Below are 26238 nucleotides of genomic sequence, written 5' to 3'. Positions count from 1 at the left end.
AACACTTTTGAATAAAACGCAATACTTGCTTGAAGCCCCAATTCCAAAACTCTTAAAAGAGTTAGCCATACCAGCAAGTACTGGTATGTTTTTTAATACCATGTATAATGTAGTAGATACATTTTATGCTGGACTTATTTCAACACAAGCCATTGCTGCTTTATCCCTATCTTTTATGATATTTTTCTTAATTATTGGTTTTGGATATGGTTTTTCATCTGCAATTACAGCACTTATTGGAAACTCTTTTGGAAGAAAAAAAAATCATCTTGCCTCCATATATGCCCACAAAGGTATTAGCTTTTTAATTATTCTTGGAGTTCTTTTTTCTATTATGGGATACTTTACTGCTCCATTGCTATTTAAAATCCTAGGTGCTGAAGGTAAATACCTTGAAATATGTTTAGAGTATATGAATATTATACTTTTAGGTGCAGTATTTTTTATGACAAACTTTTCATTAAATGCCATACTAGTTTCAAGGGGAGATACAAAAACATATAGAAACTCTTTGATTTTTGGTTTTTTTGCAAACTTGGCATTAAATCCCTTGTTTATCTATGGTTTTTGGGTTATTCCAGGTATGGGAATTGCAGGTATTGCCTTTGCAACTGTTTTAATACAAATTATAAATATGTTTTATATGCTCTATAAAGTCCTACAAACAAAGATTATACACTTTGAAAAGCTAGAGTACTATTTACCCAACTTTAGAGTTTATAAGGCTTTTATCAAGCAAGGAACCCCATCAAGTCTCAATATGCTAACAATGGCCTTTGGTTCTATAATTCTTACATATTTTGTTACACATTATGGATATAAAGCAGTAGCGGGATATGGAATTGGATTTAGAGTAGAACAACTTATGTTATTGCCAGCTCTTGGACTAAGTACTGCTGTTCTTTCATTAGTCTCAAATAATTATGGTGCAAAACAATTTAATAGAGTAAAAGAGATTGTTTTATTAGCTTTTAAATATGGCTTTATAATATCAACTTTTGGGATTATTTTCTTATATATTTTTGGGAAACTCATAGTTGCACAATTTGATGATGACATAGGTGTTGTTCAATATGGCTTTGATTATTTACTTGTTGAAGTTTGGATATTTTATGCTTATGTTGTTTTATTTGTTTGTGTATCAACACTTCAAGCTATCAAACAACCTAAGATGATATTTTATATAGGAATATATAGACAAATTATTGCTAAAACATTGGTTTCATATATTATTGTTAAATATTTTGAACTAGATTACATCTATTTGTTTGTTGGTATGTTTTTTATGATTTATTCTGCTGCAATATTTGCTTATTTTTATACAATGTATAAGTTGAAAGTTTTATGTAATATTAGAGTGTAGAAGTCTACACCCTAACTATATGAAAACAAAAATTATTTCATATCTTTTTTAGAATCACCACATTTTCCAGTTCCACATGAACCTGATTTTTTCATCTCTTTTTTCTCTTTCATTGAATCACCACATTTTCCAGTTCCACATGATCCATCTTTTTTCATACCTTTTTTCATTTCACCACCACATTTTCCACTACCACAAGAAGCAGATTTTTTCATCTCTTTTTTAGAGTCTCCACATTTTCCAGCTCCACATGAACCTGATTTACCATCAGCCATAGCAACACCAGCAGTAAATAGTAACGCAGCTACTAATAACATAAATTTTTTCATTTTTAGATCCTTTTTTTTGTTTGATTTTTAGCTTTTATTATTCTATAAAATCTTTGTGTACTTTTCGTGTAGTTATCTTTTTAATGAGATAACTGCTGTTCTAAGATTTTATCTCTTCTTTTTAAAGCTAAAATATAAAATATAGAAGGGATAATAATCAGCGTTAAAAAGGCTGAACTTATCATTCCTCCAATCATAGGTGCTGCAATTCTTTGCATCACTTCACTTCCTACCCCATCAATATACATAATAGGTATCAATCCACCCAAAATAGCAAAGAGTGTCATAAGCTTTGGTCTAAGTCTTAAAACTGCTCCTTTATAAATGGCATGAAAAACATGCTTATCATCATCTAGTGATATACATTTATCTTTTAATTCTACCATAGCTTCATGCAAATATACAAGCATTACGATTGAAGTTTCTGCTGCAACACCAAGGAGAGCTAGAAATCCAACGATTACTGCAATTGAGATATTGAAGTTTAGATAATCTAAATAAAATATTCCCCCAGTAATTGCAAAAGGCAGAGTAAAAAATATAATCATCGTATATGTAAGATTTCTAAGAGCAAAAAAGATAAGTATAAATATAATCACAAAAGTCAAAGGTATAATATATGCTAACTTTTTCATGGCAGACTCTAAATACTCACTTTGCCCTGCCCACTCATAATAAAAACCTGAAGGCAGTTTTATCTCTTTTAAAAGCTCTTGGGCTTTATCTTTATACTCTTTTACTGAAACATCAGCTTTAGGAGTTATATATGTGAAGTTTACATTTAAAGCTTTTTCTGATTTTATTACAGATGGTCCCTCTTCATAATTTAAACTTGCGAACTCTTTTAAAGGTTGAAAGCCAAGTTTTGTTTTTACTTGAAGATTTTCTAAAGATGTTATATCTTCCCTTTGAGTTGTTTCATACCGTAAACTTATGGGATATCGCTCTAGTGCATCAAGATAAGTAGATATTTTAGCTCCTGCAACTCCTAAAGAGATAGTTGATAAAATATCATTTTTAGTTATTCCATATCTTGATAACATCTCTTCATCTAAATTTATATTTAAATAGTATCCCGAATTCATCTTATCAGATGATACAGATAGGGTTTTATCAAACTTTTTAAGCTTTTGCTCTATCTTTAAAGCTATCTCTTCTAACTTTTGATGGTCATTTCCATACAACTTTATTCCTAAAGGAGTTCTAATCCCTGTTAGAAGCATATCAATTCTTCCTCGAATAGGATATGTCCAAGAGTTTATAAGTCCAGTAACTCTTAGTTTTTCATCCATCTCTTGCATTAGCTTTTTATAAGTCATTCCCTCTCGCCATTGGTCTTGGGGTTTAAATTGAATAATAGTCTCAATCATAGCTAAGGGTGCTGGATCCGTTGCCGTATCAGCTCTCCCTGCTTTTCCAAATACAGTTTGTACTTCTGGAAATGATTTTAAAATCTTATCAGTCTTTTGTGTAAGCTCTTTTGCTAAATCAACACCAATACCATAGGGGGTTACGGGCATGTACATAAAGGTTTGTTCATTCATCATTGGCATAAATTCCCAATTCTGATTTTTATAAACTGGATATGCCAAAATTAAAGTTGCGAAAAATATAACTACAACCAAATATCTAAATCTAAGTGATAATTTTAACAATGGAGAGTATAAAGCTATAAAGAATCTATTTATATAATTTTTCTTCTCATCCATGATTTTTCCACGTATAAAAAATATCATTAAAATAGGTACCAGTGTAATAGATAAAATGGCACCTGAAATCATAGCAAATGACTTAGTAAAAGCTAGAGGAGAAAAAAGTCTTCCCTCTTGTCCTGTTAGGGCAAATATTGGTAAAAATGAAACCACAACTAAAATCAAAGCAAAGAAGATGGGACGGCCCACTTGTTTTGCTGATTTTATGATGATTTTTATTCTCTCTTCGTTGCTTATATTCTCTTTTCCTTGTAGGTGTTTATGGGCATTTTCAACCATTACAATACTTGCATCAACCATTGCTCCAATAGCAATTGCAATTCCACCTAGACTCATAATATTTGAGCCCATTCCAAAGAGTTTCATACAAAGAAAAGTAAATAAAACTGTTAAGGGTAAAGTTATGATTATAATTAAAGCACTTCGAATATGAAATAAAAATAAAGCAGTAACCACCATAACAATAATTGATTCTTCCAATAATGTGTTTTTAAGTGTATCAATAGCTTTATCAATCAAAGAACTTCTATCATAAGTTTCCACAACTTCTACATCATCCACATGCAGAGTTTTTAACTTCTCTTTAACTGCTTTTATAACCTTATATGGATTTTCACCAAATCTTACAACAACAATCCCTCCAACTGTTTCACCCTCACCATCTAAATCAGCCATTCCACGTCTGTTTGATGAAGTTATATTGACCTCTGCTATATCTTTTATCTTTAAAGGTATGGAATCATAGGTTTTAACAGTGATGTTTTCTATATCAACCACACTTTGTAAATAACCTTTTGCTTGAATCATCTGCTCAAAACCATTTTCTAAGATGATTCGACCACCTTTTTCATCATTATTAGAAGTAAGGGCTTTTTTTACTTCATTGATACTAAGGTTGTATTGAACTAATTTATCTTGATTTAGTGTTATCTCATAGTTTTTTATAAATCCACCAATAGAGGCTATTTCTGATACTCCATCCACTCCTAAAAGTGCATATTTATAATAATAGTCTTGTAAAGTTCTTAGTTCCTCTAGGGATTTTGTTTTTGATTTTAAAGCATATTCATAAGCCCAACCAACACCTGTAGCATCTGGACCAATTGCTACATCAACACCCTCGGGAAAAGCTCCTTGTAGTTGGGATAGTTGTTCTAGTATTCTATTTCTAGAGTCATAAAGATCTGTTCCATCTTTAAATATTATATAAATCAAAGCATTTTGAAATGAACTCATAGCTCTTACTGTATCTATATTTGGTAAGCTCATCAAGTTTGAAATAAGAGGGTAAGAGACTTGCTCTTCTATTGTTTTAGGACTTTGTCCTGCCCATTTTACTTGAACAATCACTTGAGGAGGTGATAAATCAGGAAGTGCATCTAAAGAGCTGTTTTTTACAGCCCAAAAAGAGGCAACTGTCAAAATAACTACGCAAAACAGAACTAAAAACTTATTCTGTACGCTTTTATTTATTATATATTCTACCATTACTTATTACCAGTCTTCATCTTCTGAATCATACAAACTATTTGTAATGGCATCAGAATCCAATAAAAATAAAGCGTTGTCAATTACCTCATCACCAGCACTTAATCCCTCTTCAATCTCATATTTTGAAGAAGATACCCGTCTAGCTTCCACTAAAACTGGCTCAAACTCTTGTTTTGAAATTGGCTTAAATACATAATATTTATCTCCTTTAGCTAAGACCGCAGTTTTTGGTAAGGTTAGCACCTTTTTTGAACTACTTTTGATAAGGGCTTTTCCAAACATATTTGGAAAAAGTTTTTTGTTTTTATTATCAATTACAAACCTTACATCTATAGTTTTACTTTGATTGTTTGCAAAGGGATAGATATAATCAACTTTTGTTTTAAAGTTCATATCGATACCATCTATTTTGATTTTGGCATCCATATCATTTGATAAAAAACCTAAATCACTTTGATAAACCTTTGAAATAAACCAAATCTTATCTATGTTTGCAAGTTGCATAACTAAAGTGCCAGTTTTTATATATGAGCCATCATTTATCTTTTTATTTAAAACTATCCCATCAAATGGGGCATAATATGATATATCTTTATTTTTTATTTGGGATAATTTTACATCCAAAGAGTCAAGCTTTTCAAGTGAGCTTTTATACAAGGCCTTATTTATAGACTTTGTAAGCTCTATCTCTTTTTTTATACTCTCTATTTTGTCTGAGTATAAAGAGAATAGCTTATCACCTTTTTTTACTTCCATTAAGTTTTTATTTGCCTCTAAAGAACTTACATACCCATCAAATCTAAGAACTATATCTTTGATACTATCTTCTGCAAACAAAGTCTCTCCGTAAAAGCTTTTTGTCTCATAAATAGTCTCATCTTTAACTTTTACAATCTTTTTATTAAATAGCTGATTTACCTCAAGAATTTGGGCATTTAAGACCCCTACAAATAGTAAAAATAAAAATAGTTTTTGTATATTTCTCATCTAATTTTTCCTTGGGTGAAGTAGTAGCTTTTGCCATATGCATCAAAATAATTTTTCATCTCATCATATGCTGCAACTCTATTTTTGATTATTTTATTTAGATTTTTTAATATCTCATTTGGCTGTGTTATTCCTAAACTATTGTATTTTTCAATAGTATCTTGATTATTCACTTGCAGAGGAATAATCCTCTCTTTTATAAGCTGATATTTTTTATATGAACTATCTATATCATTTTGAAGAGAAGCTAATTTTAACTCAAAACTTTTTTTCATATCATCAAGCTTATCTTTAAACTCACTTGCTTTCATTTTTGCTTGCACTATCTTTATATTCTCTTTGCCATATAGTGCTAAGGGAATAGATAAAGAGATATTTGCGTAATCTTTATACTTATCATCCCTTTGGAAATATGCTACATTTACTTTTACATCTGATAATTTTTTTGCATCTTCTAAAAGGGCTTGTTTATTAAACTTTTCACTGTTTTGTTCTAATATTTTTATTTTTGGATGAGTTGATATCTCTTTTACAAAAATTAGCTCTTTTATATCCAAAGCAATATCTATACTTGATACTTTGTCATAAGTTATCTCTTCAAGTTTTAAATAGCTGTTATTGATTATATTTTTTAGATTTTCTTTTTGAACTTCAATTTTTAAATAGTCTGTTTTTAGGTCTATTATCATGTTTTGATTTGATTTACTATTTTCGTATAAAGAAGTAGTTAAATCTTCCAAACTTTTTATATTTTTTTGATACTCATTTAGCAATGAATACTTATTTTCTAATATTTTTATACTATATACATATTGAATAAGTTTTGATTTTAATTTTAGTTTTGCATCTTCATAATTTAGCTGTGCAATGTTTTTATCTTTTTGTGCTATCTCTTCTTGTAGAGTAAATTTATCATTTATTGGAATATTCTGTGAGAAGCCTAGATATTGTGCTTGCATTGGCTCCAAATCTCTACGAGAAGTGTCGAACTGCAAGTCATTGGCACCAATGGTCAAAATAGGATTATCCCACTTATTTGATAGCTTAATTTGCTCATTTGCTATTTGTATAGATTTTTCAATAGCTTGTAAATCTCTGTTATTATTTATGGCACTATTTATTATCTCTTCCAAACTTTGGGCAAATGAGCTTGAAATCATCAAACAAAGCAGAATAAAACTATTTCTTAGCATTAGAGGTTTACACTCCCTCTTACTTTATGAACTTTCCCATCTTCTGTTTTAAACTTTAATTGGTATTGCCAAGTTCCACCCATTGAAAAGTTTACATTTGTTTTATATTTGCCATCAATAAGTTTTGCTTTAGATTCATCTTCCATATATGGCATACCCGGCATTTCAGGCATATAAAATTTAATTTTAACTTTTGCACTTGTTAAAATAGCTTCATCTTTAAATAACTCGATTACTATTTCATTACTACCAACAACTAATGATTTTTCACTACTTAGTTTTATATCATAGCCATCTTTACTTCCTTCTTGAAGTAAAGGATCAGCATGTACTAAATTAAATGCTATTAATAAACCAGCAAACAGTTTAAATAAGTTTTTCATTCTTGAACTCCTAAATTTTTAGTTTAGGAATTCTATCTTTTTAGTGTGGAGATTGTGTGGAGATTAAAATCGAAGAGTTATTGTTGTACCTTCATTATAAATAGATTCAACTTCTACTTTAATATTATATTTTTTACCAATTTCATAAACAATATTTAGTCCTATACCAAAACCACCCTGTTCTGTGGTAGCTCTATAATATCTGTTAAATATATCTTTTAGTTTTGGAGTCTCTATTCCTATACCTGTATCTTTTACTGTCAATACTCTATTTTTTAAAGATATCTCTATTTTCCCATTTATTTTATTATACTTTACAGCATTAGAGACTATATTGTTAAATAGTCTTATAAACTCATCCTCTTCAATCTTATAAAAGAACTGTTCAATATTTAAAGTAATCTCTATCTTTTTTTTATTTGCTAAAGGTTCAAAGTAGGCTAATTGCTCTTTTATTAAAAAAGCCAAATCAAGTTCTTCTGACTCGTTTGCTTTTATATCTTTTCTCAAAAATACATACGTTAAATCTTTATATATTTCAGATACTCGTTTTGCACTTAGTTTTATACGCTCTATTTGTCTTGAGTTTAGGTTTTCACTCTCTGTTGACATCAATATTGCACTAATTGGTGTATTTAACTCATGGGTAGTATCTTTGATGAAATTATTTAACTTTTCCCTCTCATCTTTAATTGGCTTTAAAAATAGTTTTGCCAAATAGAATCCAACAAAAGAGATAAACAAAAAAGAGCTAATAAAAGCAACTATAATCTTACCCATAAGATTATCTATTTTTTTAGTAAAAGAGTTATCTTTTATAACTATATAATCTATACCCAAATGTCCTACAGTAGAGTTATCAATAATCATTATAAAATCATCATTTTTTATAAACTTTTTATCAAAATCTATCTCTTCATCAATATTTCCAAAAAGTTTCTTTTGGTTTTCATCATAAAAAGAGAGTCTGTAATCTCTATTTTCTAAGTATTCATCTTGATTAAAGTGTGTTCCTCTCATATGTGCAAAGATAATCTCATTGGAAAGCTTTGAAACTACATTTTGCATATTTGATTTTGTTAAATCAAAATAGAGAGTTTTTTCATTTTGAAAATATAAAAAGGCTACTAAAATCATTAGAATAAAAGCAGAGCCTAAATATAAAGACAGAAATCTAAAAAAGGTATTCTTCTCAGTTGTTGTTAAATCGATAACCTACTCCTCTTATATTTAATATATAGTTTTCACCTAATAGTTTTCGTAAGTTTTTTATATATGTTCTTATTGTTGCTGAACTTGGACTATCTTCATAACTCCAAAGATTTAAACTAAGTTCATCTATACTTACTACTTTTTCTTTATTATTATACAAGTAAATCAATACATCTAACTCTTTTTGAGTAATATGTATGTTTTTATTTTCTATGATAATCATAAGATTTTCTTTATCAATTATGCAGTTCTCAGATATTTTTAGTGTTGAAAGGTCAATATTAAAGAGTCTTTTTATATTGTTTATTCGTAAATCAAGCTCTTTGAGTTCAAAAGGTTTTTTAATATAATCATCACAACCTGAAGCAAAACCTTTTTCAACATCATCTATCATATCAAGGGAAGTGATAAATATAGCAGGGATTTTTATACCATTATCTCTTAACTCTTTTAGTAACTCAAATCCCGTAAATCCTGGAACATTTACATCTAGTAAAAGTAAATCAAAGGTATCTTCATAAAGATGATTTTGGGCTGAGTTTGCATCATATGTAGAAATAACTGTGTGACCTTTGTCTTGAAGGTGTTCTTCAATAATCTCATTTAAAATCAAATCATCTTCCATCAAAAGTATCTTCATCTTATTCCTTTTAAAAAAGTAATTGTAGCATAATATTTTTTTAAGATTTTGTTTCTCTTAGTTCTTTTCCACACACTCTACACATAGGCTTGATAACATAACACAAAAAAAAGGGATATGATGTTTCATTTTATGAATATGAACATGACACTGCTTCATGGATTTGGAATGCTTATTTTTTGGGGAATTATTGTTTTTTTAATATTTTCAATTTTTAGTAATAAAGAGAATAAATATGAAAAAGATACTGCAATTAATATCTTAAAAGAAAAGTTTGCAAGTGGCGACATATCTGAAGAAGAGTATAAATCAAAAAAGAAAGTATTAGAGGAAAATAAATGAAAAAAGTAATATTATCACTATTATTCATTGCAACATCAATTTTCGCAATGGAAGGTAAAACTATGACTGTCTACAAATCTCCTTATTGTGGTTGTTGTGAAAAATGGATAAACATAATGAAAAGTAAAGGTTTTGACGTAAAAACCATAGAAACAAACAATGTCAATAAATTAAAAAAAAGAGTTGGCTTACAAGCAGGACAGACTTCTTGTCACACAGCAATTGTAGATGGTTATTTTATAGAAGGACATGTAGATTATAGTGCTGTGCAAAAAATGCTAAATGAAAAACCTGATATTTTAGGTATTTCAGTTCCAGGTATGCCAATAGGCAGTCCAGGTATGGAACAGGGTAATATGAAACAAGCCTACAACATAATATATATAAATAAAGATGGTAGCAGTGGAGTTTATGAAATACATTAAAAAAAAGTTGTAAATTATATTTACAACTTTTTAATTTTTAACCTCAATGAATTTAACACAACACTTACAGAAGAAAAACTCATAGCAATACCTGCATACATAGGATTTAACATAAGTCCAAAGATTGGGTATAAAACACCTGCTGCAAGGGGAATACCAAGTATATTATAAGCAAAAGCCCAAAATAGATTTTGTTTTACTACATTCATAGTTTCAATAGACAAATTAATACTTTTTATAATAGACATCAACTCATTATTTACTAAAATTATATCTCCAGCATCTTTGCTAATATCAGAACCAGAATTTAAAGTAATACCTATATTTGCCTGTTTTATTGAAGGAGCATCATTAATTCCATCTCCTATAAACATCACTTTTGATTTCTCTTGTAACTGTTTTATTATTTCATATTTTTGGGTTGGTAAAACTTCACTATAAACTTTTTTAATACCAAGTTTCTCAGCTATTTTTTGAGCTGTTATATTATTATCACCTGTTAATAAAATAGGTTCTATATTTAACAGTTTTAACTCTTTTATTACTTTTATGGCATCTTCTTTTAACTTATCTTCCAAAGAAAAAGAGCCTATAGTTTTTTTATTTATAGCCACATAGATTAATCCATTTGATTTTTCTAACTCTTCTAAATAAAACTCTTCGTGTTTTTTATCTATTTCAATGTCATTTTCATCTAATAACTTTTTATTACCTAAAATTATTTCATCATCATTAAAAAAAGCTTTTATACCTTTTCCAGGGATAATATCAATATCTTTTATCTCTTTATTTACATCATATTTTTTATCTTTGATAAAATTTACTATAGCTTTAGAGATGGGATGTTCACTATAGTTTTCAATAGAGCCTATTAATTCAAAATATTTTTCATCAATATTTGTTTTTGAAACAGTTATTTCACCTTTAGTTAAAGTTCCTGTTTTATCAAATACTGCGTATTTTATCTCTTTTATCTCTTCTAAAATTTCTGGATTTTTTATTAAAATTCCCTCTTTTGCTCCCCTACTTACTGAACTCACTATTGCTATGGGAGTTGCCAATCCTAAAGCACAAGGACAAGAGATAATTAAAACACTAATTGAAGCTATTATTGCTTTTTGAAAATCACCAAACATCAAGCCCCAAATTAAAAATGTGACTATTGAAATAGCAATCACTGTAGGTACAAAAATATTTGCAATTTTATCTGCAAATCTACTAATTGGTATTTGTCTACTTTGGGCTGTTTTTAAAAGTGTTATAATTTTTGATAGAGTTGTATCAGCAGATTCTTTACTTACCTCAACTTTTATCACACCATTACTATTTAATGTTCCAGATAAAACCTCATCACCAATCTTTTTAAAAACTGGCATTGATTCACCTGTTATCATTGAAGTATCAATATCTGCATTTCCTTCAATAATAAGGCCATCTGTGGGTATCTTTTCTCCACTTTTTACGAGGACTATATCTTTTAGTTTTAAATCACTTGCCAATACTGTTTTTATATTCTTATTTTCATCTATTAAATTAGCATTTACAGGTGCTAAATTCATAAGTTTTTTTAAAAAGTCACTAGCTTTTAGTTTTGAGTTTTCTTCTAAGTATCTACCTAAAAGAACGAAAGTGATAATAACAGCTGCTCCATCAAAGTATAAAAACATTAGGTTTTCTGGAAATAAACTTGGAAAGAAAACAACAGCAGAGGAATAAAAATATGCAGCACTTGTACCTAAGGCTACTAGTACATTCATGTCATAGTTTCTGTTTATTACTGATTTTATACCTAGTTTATAAAATCTAAACCCACAATAAAATTGAACAATTGAAGCTATAAAAAACACTAAATATTTTGTCAACTCATCATTAAATATATTTAAGAATGCTAGACAAAAAATGGCAATAGTCAAAGTTATAGATATAATAAATGTTTTTCTTAGTTTAGAAAAAGAGAGTAGTTGCTCTTTTTCTAAAGCTTTTAAATCTTCTTCTGGTTTATACCCTAGTTTTTGTATGTCGTTAAATAATTTTTCTTTAGAATAAAGAGTATCATCTACAATAAACTCCCCTTCACTTGAAGCAAAACTTACATTTGCAGAGATTACTCCCTTTTTTTTATTTAAAAACTTTTCTATTCCACCAGAGCAATTAACACAAGTCATACCTGATATGTTTAAATTAATCTTCTCTTTTGCCATAATTTAACCTTTAATCTAATATATCAAAGCCTAAGTCTTTCATTTCTTCTTTTAACTTATTCTCTTCTTCATTAGAATTTATCTCTAAAGTAATCTCTTTTGGAGTTTTTGTCAAATCAACTTCTATTGTTCCAAATTCATCTTCTAAAGAGGCCTTTATTAGGTTTTTGCAACTTTCGCAGTTTATATTATTTGCTTTGTAGATTTTTTTCATAATATATCCTTTAAAAGGTATTATATTGTTTTTATATAAAAATTGTGTGTAGTGTGAGTTTTAATAAAGAGTGAGATTACTCTTTATTAAAGTTTTTTTCACATGCTGTTTTAATTCTTTCACATGTTACTTTTGCACCAAGTACCTCCATGATATCATAAACTGATGGTGCTTGTGTAGTTCCTGTTAAAGCTAATCTTATTGGTTGAAATAGTTGAGGAAATTTTAGTTCAAACTCTTCAATAAAAGGTTTAGTTATAGCTTCATAATCAATACTTAAATGAAGAGTATCACTTTTCTCTTCAAGTAGTTTTACATAGTTTTCTAACATTTTTAAACTAGTCTCATCTTTAACAAATTTTTTAACACCCTTTGCTTCATAGTCACTTGGTGTTTCTAAGATAATATTAATAGCATCTTTTAGCTCAACCAATGTTTGAGCTCTCTCTTTTGTTAAATCTAATAGCATCTCTTTTTTATCATGTCCATGAATATGACAGTCAAAAAACTCTAACTCACGTGCCAATCTCTCGTTTGATACATTTTTTATATAGTGTGAATTTAACCATAAAAGTTTTTCTTCATTATAAGCTGATGCTGATTTATTTATATTTGTTGGTTCAAACAGTTCTAACATCTCTTCCATTGAAAATATCTCTTGATCTTTATTTGACCAACCAAGTCTTACTAAAAAGTTTAAAAGTGCTTCTGGTAAATATCCATCTTTTTTATATTGCATTACATCCATTGCACCATCTCTTTTAGATAGTTTTTTACCTGATGGATTATTTATCATTGGGATATGATAAAATTTTGGTGGAGTGAAACCAAGAGCATTATAAATTACTATTTGTTTTGGAGTATTACTTAAGTGGTCATCACCTCTTATTACATCTGTCATACCCATCAAGGCATCATCAATTGCAACAACAAAGTTATAAGTAGGTACTCCATTACTTCTAGCTATTACAAAATCATCAACTTCACTACATTCAAAATTCATAGTAGCTTTTACCCCATCAACAAAGGTAATAGTTCCACTTTGAGGTGATTTTATTCTAACTACTGGTTCAATACCTTCTGGAATAGCTGGCAATGTTTTACCATCTTCTGGTCTCCATGTTCCATTGTATCTTGGAGTCTGTTTATTTGCCATTTGAGTCTCTCGTAAAGCATCAAGCTCTTCTCTACTCATATAACAATGGTAAGCTTTCCCTTCAGTTAAAAGTTGATCTATATACTTTTTATAAATGTCGTTTCTTTTTGATTGATACTCTACTGTTCCATCATAATCTAAACCAACCCACTCAAAAGCTTCCATAATTGCACCGAGTGCATCTTCGTTATTTCTTGCTGTATCAGTGTCTTCAATTCTTAACTTGAACTCACCTTTTGACTTTCTAGCCCATAAATAACTATATAAAGCTGTTCGTAGTCCACCAATATGTAAATAACCTGTTGGACTTGGTGCAAATCTTGTTACTACCATTAATCTTCCTTATTCTTATAACTTTTAAAAAATCCTATTGCCGATACTATAATAACGCCTACTATAAATATTAACATTGCTAAATCAAGCGGTTCCATCAGCATCCTTTTCTTTAAGTTGTCCACATGCAGCTGAGATATCTAAACCTTTTGATTCTCTAATTGTGCAAAGTAAACCTTTACCTATTAAGTAATTTTGGAATTCTACCATTTTTTTGCTTTCTGGTCTTTGATATGTAGTGCCTGGATATGGATTAAAATATATTAGATTTACTTTTGCTTTTATTCCATCAAGTAATGATAATAGTTTTTTAGCACTTGCAGTATCATCGTTTTTATCTTTTATTACAAGGTATTCAAACATCACTTTTTTTCTAGCATCAACTGGGAATTTTTTCACAGCATCTATTATTGATTTGATATTATATGCTTTATTCATAGGGATTAATTCACTTCTTAATCCATCATCAACTGCATGTAAAGAGATAGCAAGTTGTATTCCTAAATCTTCATTTCCTAGTTTTTCTATCTTTGAAGATATTCCTGAAGTTGAGACTGTTTGTCTTCTTCTATTAATAAATAAGCCCTCTTCTTGTGAGAATACTTTTACAGAATGAACAAAGTTATCATAATTGTCTAGTGGTTCACCCATTCCCATAAATACTATATTCAGTGATTTATTTTCGTCAATATTATTATCTCTTTTCATATTTACAATTTGGGCAACGATTTCTCCAACACTTAGATTTCTAACAAAACCACCCTTTGCAGTCAAACAAAAAGTACACCCTACTTTACATCCTACTTGTGTTGATATACAAACAGTATATTTTTCACCCTTTTCAACAACTCCATCATCACCTATTTGTTTCTCACGCATTAATAAAAATACAGTTTCAATAGTATGCCCATCATGAAGTTGGAAAAGATATTTTATACTTCCATCACTACTTTTCTCTTTTTTTATAATCTTTAAAATATCAATTGCATAGTTCTTTTTTAAATCATCTTTTAAATCATTTGGTATGTTTTTCATCTCATCATAAGAAGTAGCATATTTTTTATATATCCAATTATAAACCTGTTTTGCTCTAAATGAAGGTTTTAGTTTCCCTTTTAATTCATCTAAAGTAAAGTCATATATTGATTGCAATTTTTTCCTTTTTTATAATGTTTCACATGAAACATGAAACATCATATTACTTAATTATATTTTTTTCTAATAAATATTTTGTGATTTTTTCCATTGCCGCATTGTGATTCTTTTTAAAATCTTCATGGGCATTTTGTTTTGTATAGTTAGTTACTGCAAATATTCCAGCAACTGGAATTTCAAACTCCTTTGCCACTTTTACAACAGAAAAAAACTCCATATTTTCTATACCTATTCCATAGTCATTATACTTTTTTGCAAGTTCAAAGTTTGTAGTAATATAGTTTGAACTATTTACTATGGTGTCATTTTTTACAAATTTATTTTCTGATTCTAGGACATTATCAATAGGTGTATAAGAGTTGTTTTCTAAAAATGACAACTCCAAATTTGAAGCACGCTTTGATTCAACAATATCTAATATATTGTGATTTCCATAACTTCCAGCTGTTCCTATAAATAAAATAAACTCAGGCTTATTGAACAGACATCTTCGAGTTAGGTTTATTGCCATATCAACTAAGCCTATTCCCATAGGTTCTGCATATTTAAAACTCTCTATATCTCCAGCACAAACAATCATTTGCACTCCAATTTATAGTTGGTAGTGATTGAGATTTTTTGTTGTGATACTTCAGGTACTGGTACATTTTCTCTTTTAAGAGATGAATCAATTCTTAAACTTGCAACTGCTTCTCTATATGTATGTAAAATGTTATTTTGTAAATCTACTACTTTTACACTACAAGTTCTATTTAAATCAGCAGAAAGATTTTTTGCATAATTTTCTACCCACTCTATTGACTCAAGTCTTAGCAAGTCTAATATTACATTGTAGCTATCATCTTTTACTCTCCATGAAAGATTATTTAAAGATACTGAAGTATCCCTATCCTCTTTTAGTGAAGTTATCATAGAGATAAACTCTCCCATATTTAATGCATCAGTAGTTTCTATTTTATAATTTAAAGTCCCTTTATAGCCATATATTTTAGGGCTATTACTGCTTCTTTGATATTGAGGTCTTACATTAAATGAACCTAATTGTTTCTCCACTTTATTGTACTCTTTAATTTTATTATTAAAAATGTCCAATCTTTCAATCACTTCTTTTTCTTTTTTATCTTCAACAATTATTGAAATATCTGCACCCAAAATATTTGGTATTAAATCTTTTGTAAATTTTTTACTAAAGTTAATTTCATATGCATTTAGAAGAAAAGGTATTAGTAAAAATAAGTATTTTTTCATATTAAATCCTTACTGGTATATTGTTATCTCTTAAATAGTGTTTTAAATCCATAATATCTATCTCTTTAAAATGGAAAATTGAAGCAGCTAATGCTGCACTTGCTCCATGCTCAAAAGCTTCTTTCATATGCTCCATAGTTCCCGCACCACCACTTGCAATTACGGGGATATCTATTAAACTTGATATTTGTTGTGTAATATTTAATTCAAAACCGGTTTTTGCACCATCTGTATCCATAGAAGTAAGTAATATCTCACCTGCACCTCTATTATAAACCTCTTTTGCCCAAGCTAGTGCATCAAGTCCAGTATCTTCTCTACCACCCTTTACAAAAACGTGATAAGAGCCATCTGCTACTTTTTTTACATCAATAGCAACAACTATACATTGGCTACCAAATCTTTTTGCACCTTCATCTATAAACCCAGGGTTTACAACTGCACTTGAGTTTACAGAAACTTTATCACACCCTACATTTAGTAGTTTATATATATCTTCTAAAGTTCTTATACCACCACCTACTGTTAGGGGGATAAAGACCTCTTTTGCCACATCTTTTACTATATGAACTATTGTATCTCTATTTTCATGACTAGCTGTTATATCTAAGAAAGTAATTTCATCTGCACCTTCATTGTTATATCGTTTTGCAACCTCAACAGGGTCACCTGCATCTTTTAATCCAACGAAATTAACACCTTTAACAACTCTTCCATCTTTTACATCTAAACATGGAATTATTCTCTTTGCAAAATTGCTCACTTCTTATCCTTAATCATTTTTAACTTTTTATCTTATCTAAATGTAAGTTAAGTTCATATATAATCTTTCTTCTTATGGAAAAAGTAAAAGCAAAAAAGAAATATGGTCAGAACTTTTTAAAAGATGACACAGTCTTATCAAGAATCATCCAATCGATGCCCAAGAACAATAATCATATTGTCGAAATTGGGCCTGGATTAGGTGATTTGACGAAAAATTTAGTCAAATGCAAAGATGTAACTGCCTACGAGGTCGATACAGATCTATTTACTATATTAAAAACTAAGTTTGCTACTCCTATAGAAAATGGTTCTCTAACACTGGTCCACACCGATGTTTTAGAAGCTTGGGATAAACAAAAAAGTTTACATGATAGTAAGTATGATTTAATCGCTAATTTGCCCTATTATATTGCGACTAATATAATATTAAGAGCATTTGAAGATGATGCTTGTGAACACATTATTGTAATGGTTCAAAAAGAGGTTGCTGAAAAATTTTCTGCCAATGAAAGAGACAAAGAGTTTTCTGCATTGGGTGTAATATCAAAACTATGCTCAAAAGAGTCTAGGATTTTATTTGATGTGCCACCAGAATCTTTCGATCCTCCTCCAAAAGTTATCTCTTCAATTCTTTACATAAAAAAAGATATGTCTAAAAAAATGGATAAGGATTTTAATAGTTTTTTAAAGGCTTGTTTTCAACAGCCTAGAAAAAAGCTATCTAAAAATATTTCATCTGTTGTTCCAAAAGAGACTATTCTTTCTTTATTTGAAGAGCTTGGAATTAGTGATAATATTCGACCTCATGAGGTTAGTTCATCTTTGTATAGCCAAATATATACAAAGGCAATAATAAATGGAAGAAAACAAAACAGTACAGACTGATACTCCAGTTGTAGAAAATTCTGCTCCAGCAACTTCAAAAGTTGCAAACACTACACAAGCAACAGAGGCTGCTCCAAAAAAGCAAAAACCAAAAAGACCAATGAACAAAAGAAAAAAAATAGTTGTTCCTAAAATGGAAGATCAATCTGGTGATGGTTGGATAACAGACCTTAGAAAAGCTCATGTTATAAATGAAAGAATCCACAAAGATAGACTTAACCCACACAATAAATTAAATCTAAACGCTACACAAAAAGTTAGAATTACTCCACTTGGTGGATTAGGTGAAATTGGTGGAAACATGATGGTAATTGAGACTGAAAAAAGTGCAATTATTGTTGATGTTGGTATGAGTTTTCCTGATGAAGATATGCATGGAGTTGATATTTTAATCCCTGATTTAACTTATATTAGAGAAATCAAAGATAAAATCGCTGCAATTATTATCACTCATGGTCATGAAGATCATATTGGTGCAATGCCATATTTATTTAAAGAGATGCAATTTCCAGTTTATGGAACATCTTTACCATTAGAGATGATTGGTTCAAAATTTGATGAACATAAAATGAGACAACACAGAAGTTATTTTAAAGCAATTCAAAAAAGAACTCCTATTAAAATAGGGGATTTTGAAATAGAATGGATGCATGTTACTCACTCTATAATTGATGCTTCATCATTAGCTATTACAACTGAAGCTGGAACAATCATACATACGGGAGATTTCAAAATCGACCACACTCCAATTGATGGATTTCCAACAGATTTACATAGATTTGCACATTATGGAGAGAAGGGTGTTTTATTATTAATGTCTGACTCTACAAACTCACATACAGCAGGTTTCACAAAATCTGAATCAACTGTTGGTCCTACATTTGACAACCTTTTCTCAAAAGCTAAAGGTAGAGTTATAATGTCAACTTTCTCATCAAATATCCATAGAGTTTCTCAAGCAATTGAACATGGTTTAAAATATGGAAGAAAAGTTTGTGTTATTGGAAGATCTATGGAGAAAAACTTAGAGCTTGCAATGGCTTTAGGATATATCAAATTCCCAAGAGATCAATTTATTGATCCACATGAAGTTCACAAGTACAATGATGAGCAAGTTTTAATCATAACAACTGGTTCTCAGGGTGAATCTATGAGTGCACTATATAGAATGTCTATACATGAGCATAGACATATTAAAATTAAGCCAGGTGATCAAATCATTCTTTCTGCTAAAGCAATTCCTGGAAATGAAGCGAGTGTTTCTCAAATCATCAACCACCTTTTAAAAGCTGGTGCGGAAGTTGCATATCAAAACTTCTCAGAAATTCATGTTTCAGGACATGCTGCACAAGAAGAACAAAAACTTATGCTTAGACTTGTAAAACCAAAATTCTTTATGCCAATTCATGGAGAATACAACCATGCAGTTAAACATCAACAAACAGGTATTGCATGTGGTGTACTAGAGAGAAATACTTATATCATGAGTGATGGTGAGCAAGTTGAAGTTACACCTAAATATCTTAAAAAAGTAAAAACAGTTAAGACTGGAAAAACTTATATTGATAATCAACTAAATCATAAAATAGCTGATGACATTGTTTTAGATAGACAAACAATGGCAAATGAAGGTGTTGTTATGATTGTTGCACAAATAAGTGAAAGTGATAGAAAACTTTCAGAAAGAACAAGAGTCACTTCATTTGGATTAGTTCCAGATAAACAAGATAGATTCTTTGCAAAAGAGATTGAAGATATTTTAGAAATATTCTTAACAAATGCAAAAGAGGGTGTCTTTAAAAATAATAAATATTTAGAAGATGAAATTAGAAAAGTTGTTAGAAAACATTGTGTTAGAAAATATAAAAAATACCCTATGATTGTGCCTACTATATTTGTTCAGTAAGGATCTATTATGAATTATAATGAGATTGCAAAAGAGGTTTTACTAACTGAAGCAAAAGAGTTAGAAAGAGCCTCAGTTGAGAATACTTTTGATATGAATGCAGCTGTTGAGCTTATTTTTAAAACTAAAGGTAAACTCATTGTTACAGGTGTAGGTAAATCTGGACTTGTAGGGACAAAAATAGCTGCAACACTAGCTAGTACAGGTACAAGTTCTTTTTTCCTTCATCCAACAGAAGCTATGCATGGTGACTTAGGTATGATTGGAAAAGATGATGCTGTTTTAGCTATATCATATTCAGGGGAGAGTGAAGAGTTAATACAAATTCTTCCCCATCTTAAAAGATTTGATATTCCAATGATTGCAATGGCAAAAACTCCAAACTCTACTTTAGCAAATTATGCAGATATATTTTTTGATATCAGTGTTACAAAAGAGGCTTGTCCTTTAGATATCGCACCCACAACATCTACTACATTAACAATGGCAATGGGAGATGCATTGGCTGTTTGTTTAATGAAAAAAAGAGATTTCCAAAAAAGTGATTTTGCATCTTTTCATCCGGGTGGAAGCTTAGGTAAAAAACTTTTTATAAAAGTTTCTGATTTAATTAGAACTGATAACTTGCCACTTGTTTCACGTGAAACACTTCTTAAAGATGCTATTGTAAAAATGAGTGAGGGTAGACTTGGAAATGTTATCATTATTGATAATGACAAAGTTGTAGGTTTATTAAGTGATGGTGACTTAAGACGTGCACTAATGAATGATGACTTTTCTCTTGAGTGTAAAGTTGAAGATATAGCAACAATGAATCCAAGACTTTTAAACAACAAAGATTTATTAGCAAGTGATGCACTTAAGATTGTAGAAGATTATAAGATACAACTATTAGTTGTTGTTGATGAAAGTAATAAACTTATTGGTGTATTACATATTCATGATTTAATAGAAGCAGGAATAAAGTAGGTAATATGAATGAAACTCCAGAAACAAACCAAGTAAGATTAAACAAATTTATCTCACACAATAGTAAATATTCAAGAAGAGAAGCTGACACTTTAATTGAGCAAGGAAGAGTAAAAGTAAATAAAAAAACTATTACTGACTTATCAACAAAAGTAACAGAGATGGATATTGTTCTAATAGATAACAAAGTTATTAAATTTGAAAAAAATAAAATGTATACAGTGCTAGTTTATAATAAACCAAAGGGTGAATTAGTAACTAAGAATGATCCACAAGGTAGAAGAATAATTTTTGATACTCTAGGAAGCAAATATAAGCACTTTTTACCAATAGGTAGACTTGACTATTCAAGTGAGGGAGTTTTGCTTCTGACAGACAGCGTAGAGGTTGCTAATGGACTTATGCATTCAGACTTACAAAGAGTATATAAAATTAAACTAAATGGAGCACTAACTAAACAAGTAGAAGATGCAATGAATAGTGGTCTAGAGTTAGAAGATGCAACAAAAGGTGCAAGAAAAGATAGCAAAATCAAGTCTATGAACTTCGCACCATTTTTAGGATACAAAGTAGATTCTATAAAAGATACTTTTTCTAAACTAAAAGTTGCAATCACAGAAGGAAAAAATAGAGAATTAAGAAGATTTTTTGCTCACTTTGGACTTGATATACTTGACTTAAAAAGAGTAGAGTATGGTGGTATATCTTTAAATAATCTACCTACTGGAAAAAGTAGATACCTTACAAGAGAAGAGTACAAGAATTTAAAAGATTATCTAGCTACAAAAGATAATGACTAATTTAAGTTCAATACTACGTCCAAATAGACTTGAAGACTTTGTCGGTCAAAGTCACATAATCTCAAAAAATAAAGTCCTATATAAACTTATTATAAAAGGTGAGATTCCTCACCTTTTTTTTTATGGTAAACCAGGAACTGGAAAAACTACCTTAGCAAAAATTATTGCAAAAACTATCAACACTGATTACTTTTATTTCAATGCAACTTCACTTAAAATTGAAGACCTAAGAAAAGTCTTTAATAAGTATGATAACAGTTTAATTAAACCAATAGTATTTATTGATGAAGTTCACAGACTCTCTAAAAATCAACAAGAAGTTTTACTTCCTATAATGGAAAATTATCAAGCAATAATTATCGGTGCAAGTACAGAGAATCCATTTTTTACATTAACAAATGCCATTAGATCAAGAAGTTTTTTATTTGAATTTATGCCACACTCAAAAGATGACTTAATTCAAATACTTGATGTTGCACAATCAAAATTAGATATTTCCTTAACAGATGATACTAAAGATTATTTAATAAATAGTTCATCAGGTGATGCAAGAGCAATGTTAAACCTGCTAGAGTTTGCTTATAAAGTTGATAGCAATGTTTCATGTGAAACATTAAAAGAGTTAAGACAAAATGTAATAGGAGATGGTGTATCATCTTCTAATACACACTATGATTTAGCAAGTGCTATGATTAAGTCAATAAGAGGCTCAGATATTGATGCTGCACTTTATTACTTATCAAGACTTATTGAAGGTGGAGAAAGTGTTGAGTTTATTACTAGAAGATTAGTAATATTAGCAAGCGAAGATATAGGGAATGCAAATCCAAATGCTCTTAATCTTTCAGTAAGTACTATGCTTGCAACTTCAAAGATTGGTTATCCAGAAAGTAGAATAATACTATCTCAATGTGTAATATATTTAGCTTCTTCTCCCAAGTCAAATTCTTGTTATGAAGCAATAAATAAAGGAATAAGTGAAGTTAAAAATGGTAAAATCTTTGATATACCAAAAAATATAGACTCATTTCATAAAGATTATTTATATCCACACAACTTTGGTGGATATGTTGAACAAACATATTTAAGCGAATCAATCAACTTATACACTTCTAAAGGTATAGGTTTTGAAAAAACTTTAGATGAATGGATAAAAAAAATAAAGGATAAATGATTGGAATATTATAGTTGGATATTAACATTTCATATAGTTGCAGTTATGTCTTGGATGGCTATGCTGTTCTATTTGCCAAGACTTTTTGTATACCATGTAGAAAATATAGATAAAGAAGAGTATGTTGAAATTGTAAAGATACAAGAGTATAAAATCTACAAATATATTGGTATGCCAGCAATGTGGGCAACAATTATAAGTGGTATAGTTATGATATACCTTGCAGAAGATTTATTTAAAACTGGTGTATGGCTACATGCAAAACTAACAGTTGTGATTATACTTATAATCTACTCATTTTCATTAGAATATTTTAGAAAAAACCTAGCAGAAAATATTTGTACAAAGAGCGGCAAGTTTTTTAGAGCATATAATGAAATACCTACTTTACTAGCAATTTTGATTGTTACATACGTTGTAGTAAAAACTGTTTCCATAACTTTTACTGCAGCTATGATACTACTTTTTGCATTTATAATATACATGATAATGAAACCTAAGAGAGCTAAAAATGAACAATAAAAACTTTGATAAGTACTATGTACTTGATACAAATATCCTACTAGAAGATGCTAATAATATTTTTAAATTATCAGATGATAATAAAAATCTTATAATTCTTCCCGAAACAGTTTTAGATGAAATAGATTCTAAAAAAAGTGGTTTTGATGAAATCAATTTTCAAGCAAGAGAGTTTGCAAGAATATTAGAAAACTCAACAATTATCTTTACTAAAAGTATAAAAGACTTTAAAATAGTTAGATTAAATATTGAAAATGAAATACCAGTTTCAATTGATATTATTTCAAAACTTGAATATCAATTAGTATCTAAAACAACTTCACTAAATATTGCTAATGATAGAAAGATATTAGAAATTGCGCAATTTACTACAACTTATTATGATAAAGACTCAACATTTTTATCAATGGATATCATGGCAAGAACAAGAGCTATATCTCTTGATATAAAAACAGAATCGCTAATTGGTTCAAATAAAGATGACTTTGTACATGAATTTATAAAGACTATTCAAATTAAATTTGAAGATTTAGAATTTATTGAAAATAGAGATATTAAAGAGTTAGATAAAGATTATCAAGTTTCTAACTTCTCTTATTGTTTTAAAGTAAAAGGTTCCGACCAAGTTGTACTAGCCTCTATACAAAATGGTAAAATTAGAGTTTTAAATGAAGATGAAGTAAGAAGTCAAATAATTTCTCCACTTAATAAAGAACAACTTTTTTTCTCAAATGCTATCATTCAGCACTATTTTAATGTACTAATTATAGAAGCAAAAGCAGGTTCTGGTAAAACATTATTAGCACTAAGTGGAGCACTAAAACTTGTTAAAAATAAACAATACCAAAGAATTATATATATAAGAAACTCAATTGAGTCTTTAGACAAAGGTGAAGATGTTGGATATTTACCAGGATTGGAAGAGAAGTTCAAAATATATAATCATCCCCTAATGGACAGTATAGATCATATAGTTAGATCAGAATACAAAAAAAGAAGAACAAATAAAAGTAAAGAAGAACAAGAGATTGATGAACAAGAGTTAAAAACTAGAGTTGATCAAATGATTCAAAACTACTTTATTGAAACTATGTGGGTAGGAGAGATGAGAGGGAGAACACTATCAAATGCATTTGTAATAATAGATGAAGCTCAAAACATGTCAAATAAAACTATGCAAATGGTACTTTCTAGAATAGATAATACTTGTAAAGTTGTAATTCTTGGTAGTAACAAACAAATAGATAATTTCTATGTAAATAAATATACCAACTCATTAACTACACTATTAAAATCCACAAAAGAAGAATCATCTTTAGTAAATATATTTGCTATTGAACTACAAAAAGTATTAAGAGGTCCTGTTACAGAATGGGCAGAAAATATCTTTTCTAATAAAAATAAATAATCAAAATTTTAGCTTAACTTTGATACCTTTACGTATTATAATACGTAAAGGAATACAAAATGAAAATTGTAATACTTGATAGATCAACTCTAGGACCAGACATAGACTTATCTATGCTTAGTGAATTTGGCGAAATAACTGAATATGCTTACACTAAAGAAGAAGATACAATTGAAAGATTAAAGAACTGTGATGTTGTAATTACAAATAAAGTACTAATTACTAAAGATGTTATGGATAATACAGACATAAAATTAATATGTATAAGTGCAACAGGAACAAACAATGTAGATCTTGAATATGCAAAACACAAAAAGATTGAAGTAAGAAATGTAGCAGGATATTCAACTGCAAGCGTTGCACAATTAACTATATCTTTAGTGCTTCATTTTATGCAAGAAATCAATTACTATTCTGACTACGTAAAAGAAGGTAATTGGCACAAATCAAAGATCTTCACACATATTGATAAACCCTTTTCACAATTGAGTGGCAAAAACTGGGGAATAATAGGACTTGGGAATATTGGTCAAAAAGTAGCTGAAATTGCAACTGCTTTTGACTGTAATATTAACTATTATTCAACTTCAAATATGAATTTTAATACAAACTACAATACGACTAACCTTACAGCACTATTGGAAACATCTGATATAATATCCATACATTGCCCTCTAAATGAAAAAACAAAAGATTTACTAAATTATGAAAATATGAAATTGTTAAAAAATAATGCAATTATCATAAATGTTGCTAGAGGTGGAATAATAAATGAATATGATATTACTAAAATAATAAAAGAGAAAAATTTATATTTTGGTTTAGATACCATATCTACAGAGCCAATAGAAGAAGATTCTCCCTTAAATAGTATATTAGAGTTAGAAAATATAATTATCACACCTCATATAGCTTGGGCATCAAGAGAGTCAAGAAAAAAACTAATAGAGGGCGTATATAAAAATATAAAAGGATTTATAAATGAATGAAGATAAATTAAGATCATTGTTACAATATAAATCAAATGAGATGATACCATCAACACAGCTCATTAGAAAGAGTAAACAAGTATTTGATGCTATACAATACAATGAAGTTGATAAAGCTGTAATATTAAGAGATGGAAAACCTTCATTTTTATTAATGGATTTTGGAAAATATGAAGAACTTATCAATTTTTTTATCTCAAATAAGCTCTCAGTTGATAAAGAGTTAGCAATGCTAGAAACTATAAATATAAAAGAAACAGAAAGAATCGAAGAAAAAATAGATACTAGTACAATAGATAAAGAAATAAATGAAGAGATAAATATAGAACATCAATCAAAAAAGAGTGCTCTTCTTGACAAACTTGATAATATTGAAGGAATTATAAACAACGATAAAACAGTAATTCAAGATAATCTAAAAGATTTTTGGGAGTAA

At 29.2% G+C, this 26238-nt stretch carries 26 protein-coding genes; 12 read left to right on the top strand and 14 right to left on the bottom strand.

Annotation, left to right across the window (positions count from 1 at the left end; genetic code table 11):
• Window positions 1-7: 7 nt before the first annotated feature.
• Window positions 8-1363, top strand: a complete 1356-nt coding sequence (locus tag Q0617_RS03140; RefSeq protein ID WP_298750393.1) for an MATE family efflux transporter — start codon at window positions 8-10, stop codon at window positions 1361-1363.
• 32 nt (window positions 1364-1395) lie between these two features.
• On the opposite strand, the gene Q0617_RS03135 is transcribed toward Q0617_RS03140, so the two are convergent.
• The 7 genes from Q0617_RS03135 to Q0617_RS03105 all read right to left on the bottom strand — a co-directional run bounded on the left by Q0617_RS03135 (window position 1396) and on the right by Q0617_RS03105 (window position 9310).
• Window positions 1396-1692 carry a hypothetical protein gene (locus tag Q0617_RS03135; protein WP_298750391.1) on the bottom strand — a complete coding sequence of 99 codons (297 nt, stop codon included), beginning with the start codon at window positions 1690-1692 and terminating at the stop codon, window positions 1396-1398.
• A gap of 80 nt (window positions 1693-1772) precedes the next feature.
• Entirely contained in the window at window positions 1773-4892 is a 3120-nt protein-coding gene (locus Q0617_RS03130; RefSeq protein ID WP_298750389.1) for a CusA/CzcA family heavy metal efflux RND transporter, read from the bottom strand.
• Between the two features lie 6 nt (window positions 4893-4898).
• On the bottom strand, window positions 4899-5882 hold the full coding sequence (locus Q0617_RS03125; protein ID WP_298750387.1) for an efflux RND transporter periplasmic adaptor subunit: 984 nt from the start codon (window positions 5880-5882) through the stop codon (window positions 4899-4901).
• Window positions 5879-7075 (bottom strand): TolC family protein, encoded by a 1197-nt coding sequence (locus tag Q0617_RS03120; protein WP_298750384.1) that lies wholly within the window; start codon window positions 7073-7075, stop codon window positions 5879-5881. The genes Q0617_RS03125 and Q0617_RS03120 overlap by 4 nt, the downstream gene beginning before the upstream one ends.
• Window positions 7075-7458, bottom strand: a complete 384-nt coding sequence (locus Q0617_RS03115; RefSeq protein ID WP_298750383.1) for a FixH family protein — start codon at window positions 7456-7458, stop codon at window positions 7075-7077. Before Q0617_RS03115 ends, Q0617_RS03120 begins: the two co-directional genes overlap by 1 nt.
• Window positions 7459-7521: 63 nt before the next feature.
• Complete coding sequence (locus tag Q0617_RS03110; protein WP_298750381.1) at window positions 7522-8595, bottom strand: HAMP domain-containing sensor histidine kinase; 1074 nt, start codon at window positions 8593-8595, stop codon at window positions 7522-7524.
• A 55-nt stretch (window positions 8596-8650) separates the two neighbouring features.
• The gene (locus Q0617_RS03105) at window positions 8651-9310 is read right to left on the bottom strand and encodes a response regulator transcription factor (protein WP_298750379.1); all 660 of its coding nucleotides are present in this window, start codon (window positions 9308-9310) and stop codon (window positions 8651-8653) included.
• Between the two features lie 120 nt (window positions 9311-9430).
• On the opposite strand from Q0617_RS03105, the gene Q0617_RS03100 reads away from it, so the two are divergent.
• On the top strand, window positions 9431-9652 hold the full coding sequence (locus Q0617_RS03100; protein ID WP_298750377.1) for an SHOCT domain-containing protein: 222 nt from the start codon (window positions 9431-9433) through the stop codon (window positions 9650-9652).
• Entirely contained in the window at window positions 9649-10077 is a 429-nt protein-coding gene (locus tag Q0617_RS03095) for a DUF411 domain-containing protein (protein ID WP_298750375.1), read from the top strand. Before Q0617_RS03100 ends, Q0617_RS03095 begins: the two co-directional genes overlap by 4 nt.
• A 20-nt stretch (window positions 10078-10097) precedes the next feature.
• Here Q0617_RS03095 and Q0617_RS03090 read toward each other — a convergent pair whose 3' ends face one another.
• The 7 genes from Q0617_RS03090 to hisF form a co-directional block, all read right to left on the bottom strand.
• Entirely contained in the window at window positions 10098-12278 is a 2181-nt protein-coding gene (locus Q0617_RS03090) for a heavy metal translocating P-type ATPase (RefSeq protein ID WP_298750373.1), read from the bottom strand.
• Window positions 12279-12288: 10 nt separating this feature from the next.
• Window positions 12289-12492: a cation transporter gene (locus Q0617_RS03085; RefSeq protein WP_298750371.1), complete on the bottom strand. Its 204-nt coding sequence runs from the start codon at window positions 12490-12492 to the stop codon at window positions 12289-12291.
• Between the two features lie 76 nt (window positions 12493-12568).
• Complete coding sequence (gene gltX, locus Q0617_RS03080; RefSeq protein ID WP_298750369.1) at window positions 12569-13981, bottom strand: glutamate--tRNA ligase; 1413 nt, start codon at window positions 13979-13981, stop codon at window positions 12569-12571.
• Window positions 13982-14065: 84 nt separating this feature from the next.
• On the bottom strand, window positions 14066-15133 hold the full coding sequence (gene rlmN, locus Q0617_RS03075) for a 23S rRNA (adenine(2503)-C(2))-methyltransferase RlmN (protein ID WP_298750366.1): 1068 nt from the start codon (window positions 15131-15133) through the stop codon (window positions 14066-14068).
• A gap of 46 nt (window positions 15134-15179) precedes the next feature.
• On the bottom strand, window positions 15180-15716 hold the full coding sequence (locus Q0617_RS03070) for a purine-nucleoside phosphorylase (protein ID WP_298750364.1): 537 nt from the start codon (window positions 15714-15716) through the stop codon (window positions 15180-15182).
• Window positions 15713-16384, bottom strand: a complete 672-nt coding sequence (locus Q0617_RS03065) for an SIMPL domain-containing protein (protein ID WP_298750362.1) — start codon at window positions 16382-16384, stop codon at window positions 15713-15715. Before Q0617_RS03065 ends, Q0617_RS03070 begins: the two co-directional genes overlap by 4 nt.
• Before the next feature lies 1 nt (window position 16385).
• The gene (gene hisF / locus Q0617_RS03060) at window positions 16386-17147 is read right to left on the bottom strand and encodes an imidazole glycerol phosphate synthase subunit HisF (RefSeq protein WP_298750360.1); all 762 of its coding nucleotides are present in this window, start codon (window positions 17145-17147) and stop codon (window positions 16386-16388) included.
• A gap of 74 nt (window positions 17148-17221) precedes the next feature.
• Here hisF and rsmA point away from each other — a divergent pair, with 74 nt between their 5' ends.
• From rsmA to Q0617_RS03015, 9 genes are read left to right on the top strand one after another with little or no spacing between them, the layout of a single operon-like run.
• Window positions 17222-18034 carry a 16S rRNA (adenine(1518)-N(6)/adenine(1519)-N(6))-dimethyltransferase RsmA gene (rsmA, locus tag Q0617_RS03055; RefSeq protein WP_298750358.1) on the top strand — a complete coding sequence of 271 codons (813 nt, stop codon included), beginning with the start codon at window positions 17222-17224 and terminating at the stop codon, window positions 18032-18034.
• Window positions 18006-19940 (top strand): ribonuclease J, encoded by a 1935-nt coding sequence (locus Q0617_RS03050; RefSeq protein WP_298750356.1) that lies wholly within the window; start codon window positions 18006-18008, stop codon window positions 19938-19940. The genes rsmA and Q0617_RS03050 overlap by 29 nt, the downstream gene beginning before the upstream one ends.
• 9 nt (window positions 19941-19949) lie before the next feature.
• Window positions 19950-20909, top strand: coding sequence for a KpsF/GutQ family sugar-phosphate isomerase (locus tag Q0617_RS03045; protein ID WP_298750354.1), 960 nt, complete (start codon window positions 19950-19952; stop codon window positions 20907-20909).
• 5 nt (window positions 20910-20914) lie between these two features.
• Window positions 20915-21709: a pseudouridine synthase gene (locus Q0617_RS03040; RefSeq protein WP_298750352.1), complete on the top strand. Its 795-nt coding sequence runs from the start codon at window positions 20915-20917 to the stop codon at window positions 21707-21709.
• Complete coding sequence (locus tag Q0617_RS03035; RefSeq protein WP_298750350.1) at window positions 21702-22883, top strand: replication-associated recombination protein A; 1182 nt, start codon at window positions 21702-21704, stop codon at window positions 22881-22883. Before Q0617_RS03040 ends, Q0617_RS03035 begins: the two co-directional genes overlap by 8 nt.
• Window positions 22884-23405 (top strand): protoporphyrinogen oxidase HemJ, encoded by a 522-nt coding sequence (gene hemJ / locus Q0617_RS03030; RefSeq protein ID WP_298750347.1) that lies wholly within the window; start codon window positions 22884-22886, stop codon window positions 23403-23405.
• Window positions 23395-24813 carry a PhoH family protein gene (locus tag Q0617_RS03025; protein WP_298750345.1) on the top strand — a complete coding sequence of 473 codons (1419 nt, stop codon included), beginning with the start codon at window positions 23395-23397 and terminating at the stop codon, window positions 24811-24813. Before hemJ ends, Q0617_RS03025 begins: the two co-directional genes overlap by 11 nt.
• 59 nt (window positions 24814-24872) lie before the next feature.
• Window positions 24873-25802, top strand: coding sequence for a D-2-hydroxyacid dehydrogenase (locus Q0617_RS03020; protein ID WP_298750343.1), 930 nt, complete (start codon window positions 24873-24875; stop codon window positions 25800-25802).
• Window positions 25795-26238 carry a hypothetical protein gene (locus tag Q0617_RS03015; protein ID WP_298750341.1) on the top strand — a complete coding sequence of 148 codons (444 nt, stop codon included), beginning with the start codon at window positions 25795-25797 and terminating at the stop codon, window positions 26236-26238. Before Q0617_RS03020 ends, Q0617_RS03015 begins: the two co-directional genes overlap by 8 nt.

This window comes from uncultured Arcobacter sp. (genome assembly GCF_937982575.1).
Lineage (GTDB): Bacteria > Campylobacterota > Campylobacteria > Campylobacterales > Arcobacteraceae > Arcobacter.
This window is presented reverse-complemented; position numbering and strand designations above follow the sequence as displayed.

Coding starts and splice junctions, on each gene's coding strand:
- Q0617_RS03135 (WP_298750391.1), bottom strand. CDS start 1,692: ATGAAAAAATTTATGTTATTAGTAGCTGCGTTACTATTTACTGCTGGT.
- Q0617_RS03130 (WP_298750389.1), bottom strand. CDS start 4,892: ATGGTAGAATATATAATAAATAAAAGCGTACAGAATAAGTTTTTAGTT.
- Q0617_RS03125 (WP_298750387.1), bottom strand. CDS start 5,882: ATGAGAAATATACAAAAACTATTTTTATTTTTACTATTTGTAGGGGTC.
- Q0617_RS03120 (WP_298750384.1), bottom strand. CDS start 7,075: ATGCTAAGAAATAGTTTTATTCTGCTTTGTTTGATGATTTCAAGCTCA.
- Q0617_RS03115 (WP_298750383.1), bottom strand. CDS start 7,458: ATGAAAAACTTATTTAAACTGTTTGCTGGTTTATTAATAGCATTTAAT.
- Q0617_RS03110 (WP_298750381.1), bottom strand. CDS start 8,595: ATGATTTTAGTAGCCTTTTTATATTTTCAAAATGAAAAAACTCTCTAT.
- Q0617_RS03105 (WP_298750379.1), bottom strand. CDS start 9,310: ATGAAGATACTTTTGATGGAAGATGATTTGATTTTAAATGAGATTATT.
- Q0617_RS03100 (WP_298750377.1), top strand. CDS start 9,431: ATGTTTCATTTTATGAATATGAACATGACACTGCTTCATGGATTTGGA.
- Q0617_RS03095 (WP_298750375.1), top strand. CDS start 9,649: ATGAAAAAAGTAATATTATCACTATTATTCATTGCAACATCAATTTTC.
- Q0617_RS03090 (WP_298750373.1), bottom strand. CDS start 12,278: ATGGCAAAAGAGAAGATTAATTTAAACATATCAGGTATGACTTGTGTT.
- Q0617_RS03085 (WP_298750371.1), bottom strand. CDS start 12,492: ATGAAAAAAATCTACAAAGCAAATAATATAAACTGCGAAAGTTGCAAA.
- gltX (WP_298750369.1), bottom strand. CDS start 13,981: ATGGTAGTAACAAGATTTGCACCAAGTCCAACAGGTTATTTACATATT.
- Q0617_RS03070 (WP_298750364.1), bottom strand. CDS start 15,716: ATGATTGTTTGTGCTGGAGATATAGAGAGTTTTAAATATGCAGAACCT.
- Q0617_RS03065 (WP_298750362.1), bottom strand. CDS start 16,384: ATGAAAAAATACTTATTTTTACTAATACCTTTTCTTCTAAATGCATAT.
- rsmA (WP_298750358.1), top strand. CDS start 17,222: ATGGAAAAAGTAAAAGCAAAAAAGAAATATGGTCAGAACTTTTTAAAA.
- Q0617_RS03050 (WP_298750356.1), top strand. CDS start 18,006: ATGGAAGAAAACAAAACAGTACAGACTGATACTCCAGTTGTAGAAAAT.
- Q0617_RS03045 (WP_298750354.1), top strand. CDS start 19,950: ATGAATTATAATGAGATTGCAAAAGAGGTTTTACTAACTGAAGCAAAA.
- Q0617_RS03040 (WP_298750352.1), top strand. CDS start 20,915: ATGAATGAAACTCCAGAAACAAACCAAGTAAGATTAAACAAATTTATC.
- Q0617_RS03035 (WP_298750350.1), top strand. CDS start 21,702: ATGACTAATTTAAGTTCAATACTACGTCCAAATAGACTTGAAGACTTT.
- Q0617_RS03025 (WP_298750345.1), top strand. CDS start 23,395: ATGAACAATAAAAACTTTGATAAGTACTATGTACTTGATACAAATATC.
- Q0617_RS03020 (WP_298750343.1), top strand. CDS start 24,873: ATGAAAATTGTAATACTTGATAGATCAACTCTAGGACCAGACATAGAC.
- Q0617_RS03015 (WP_298750341.1), top strand. CDS start 25,795: ATGAATGAAGATAAATTAAGATCATTGTTACAATATAAATCAAATGAG.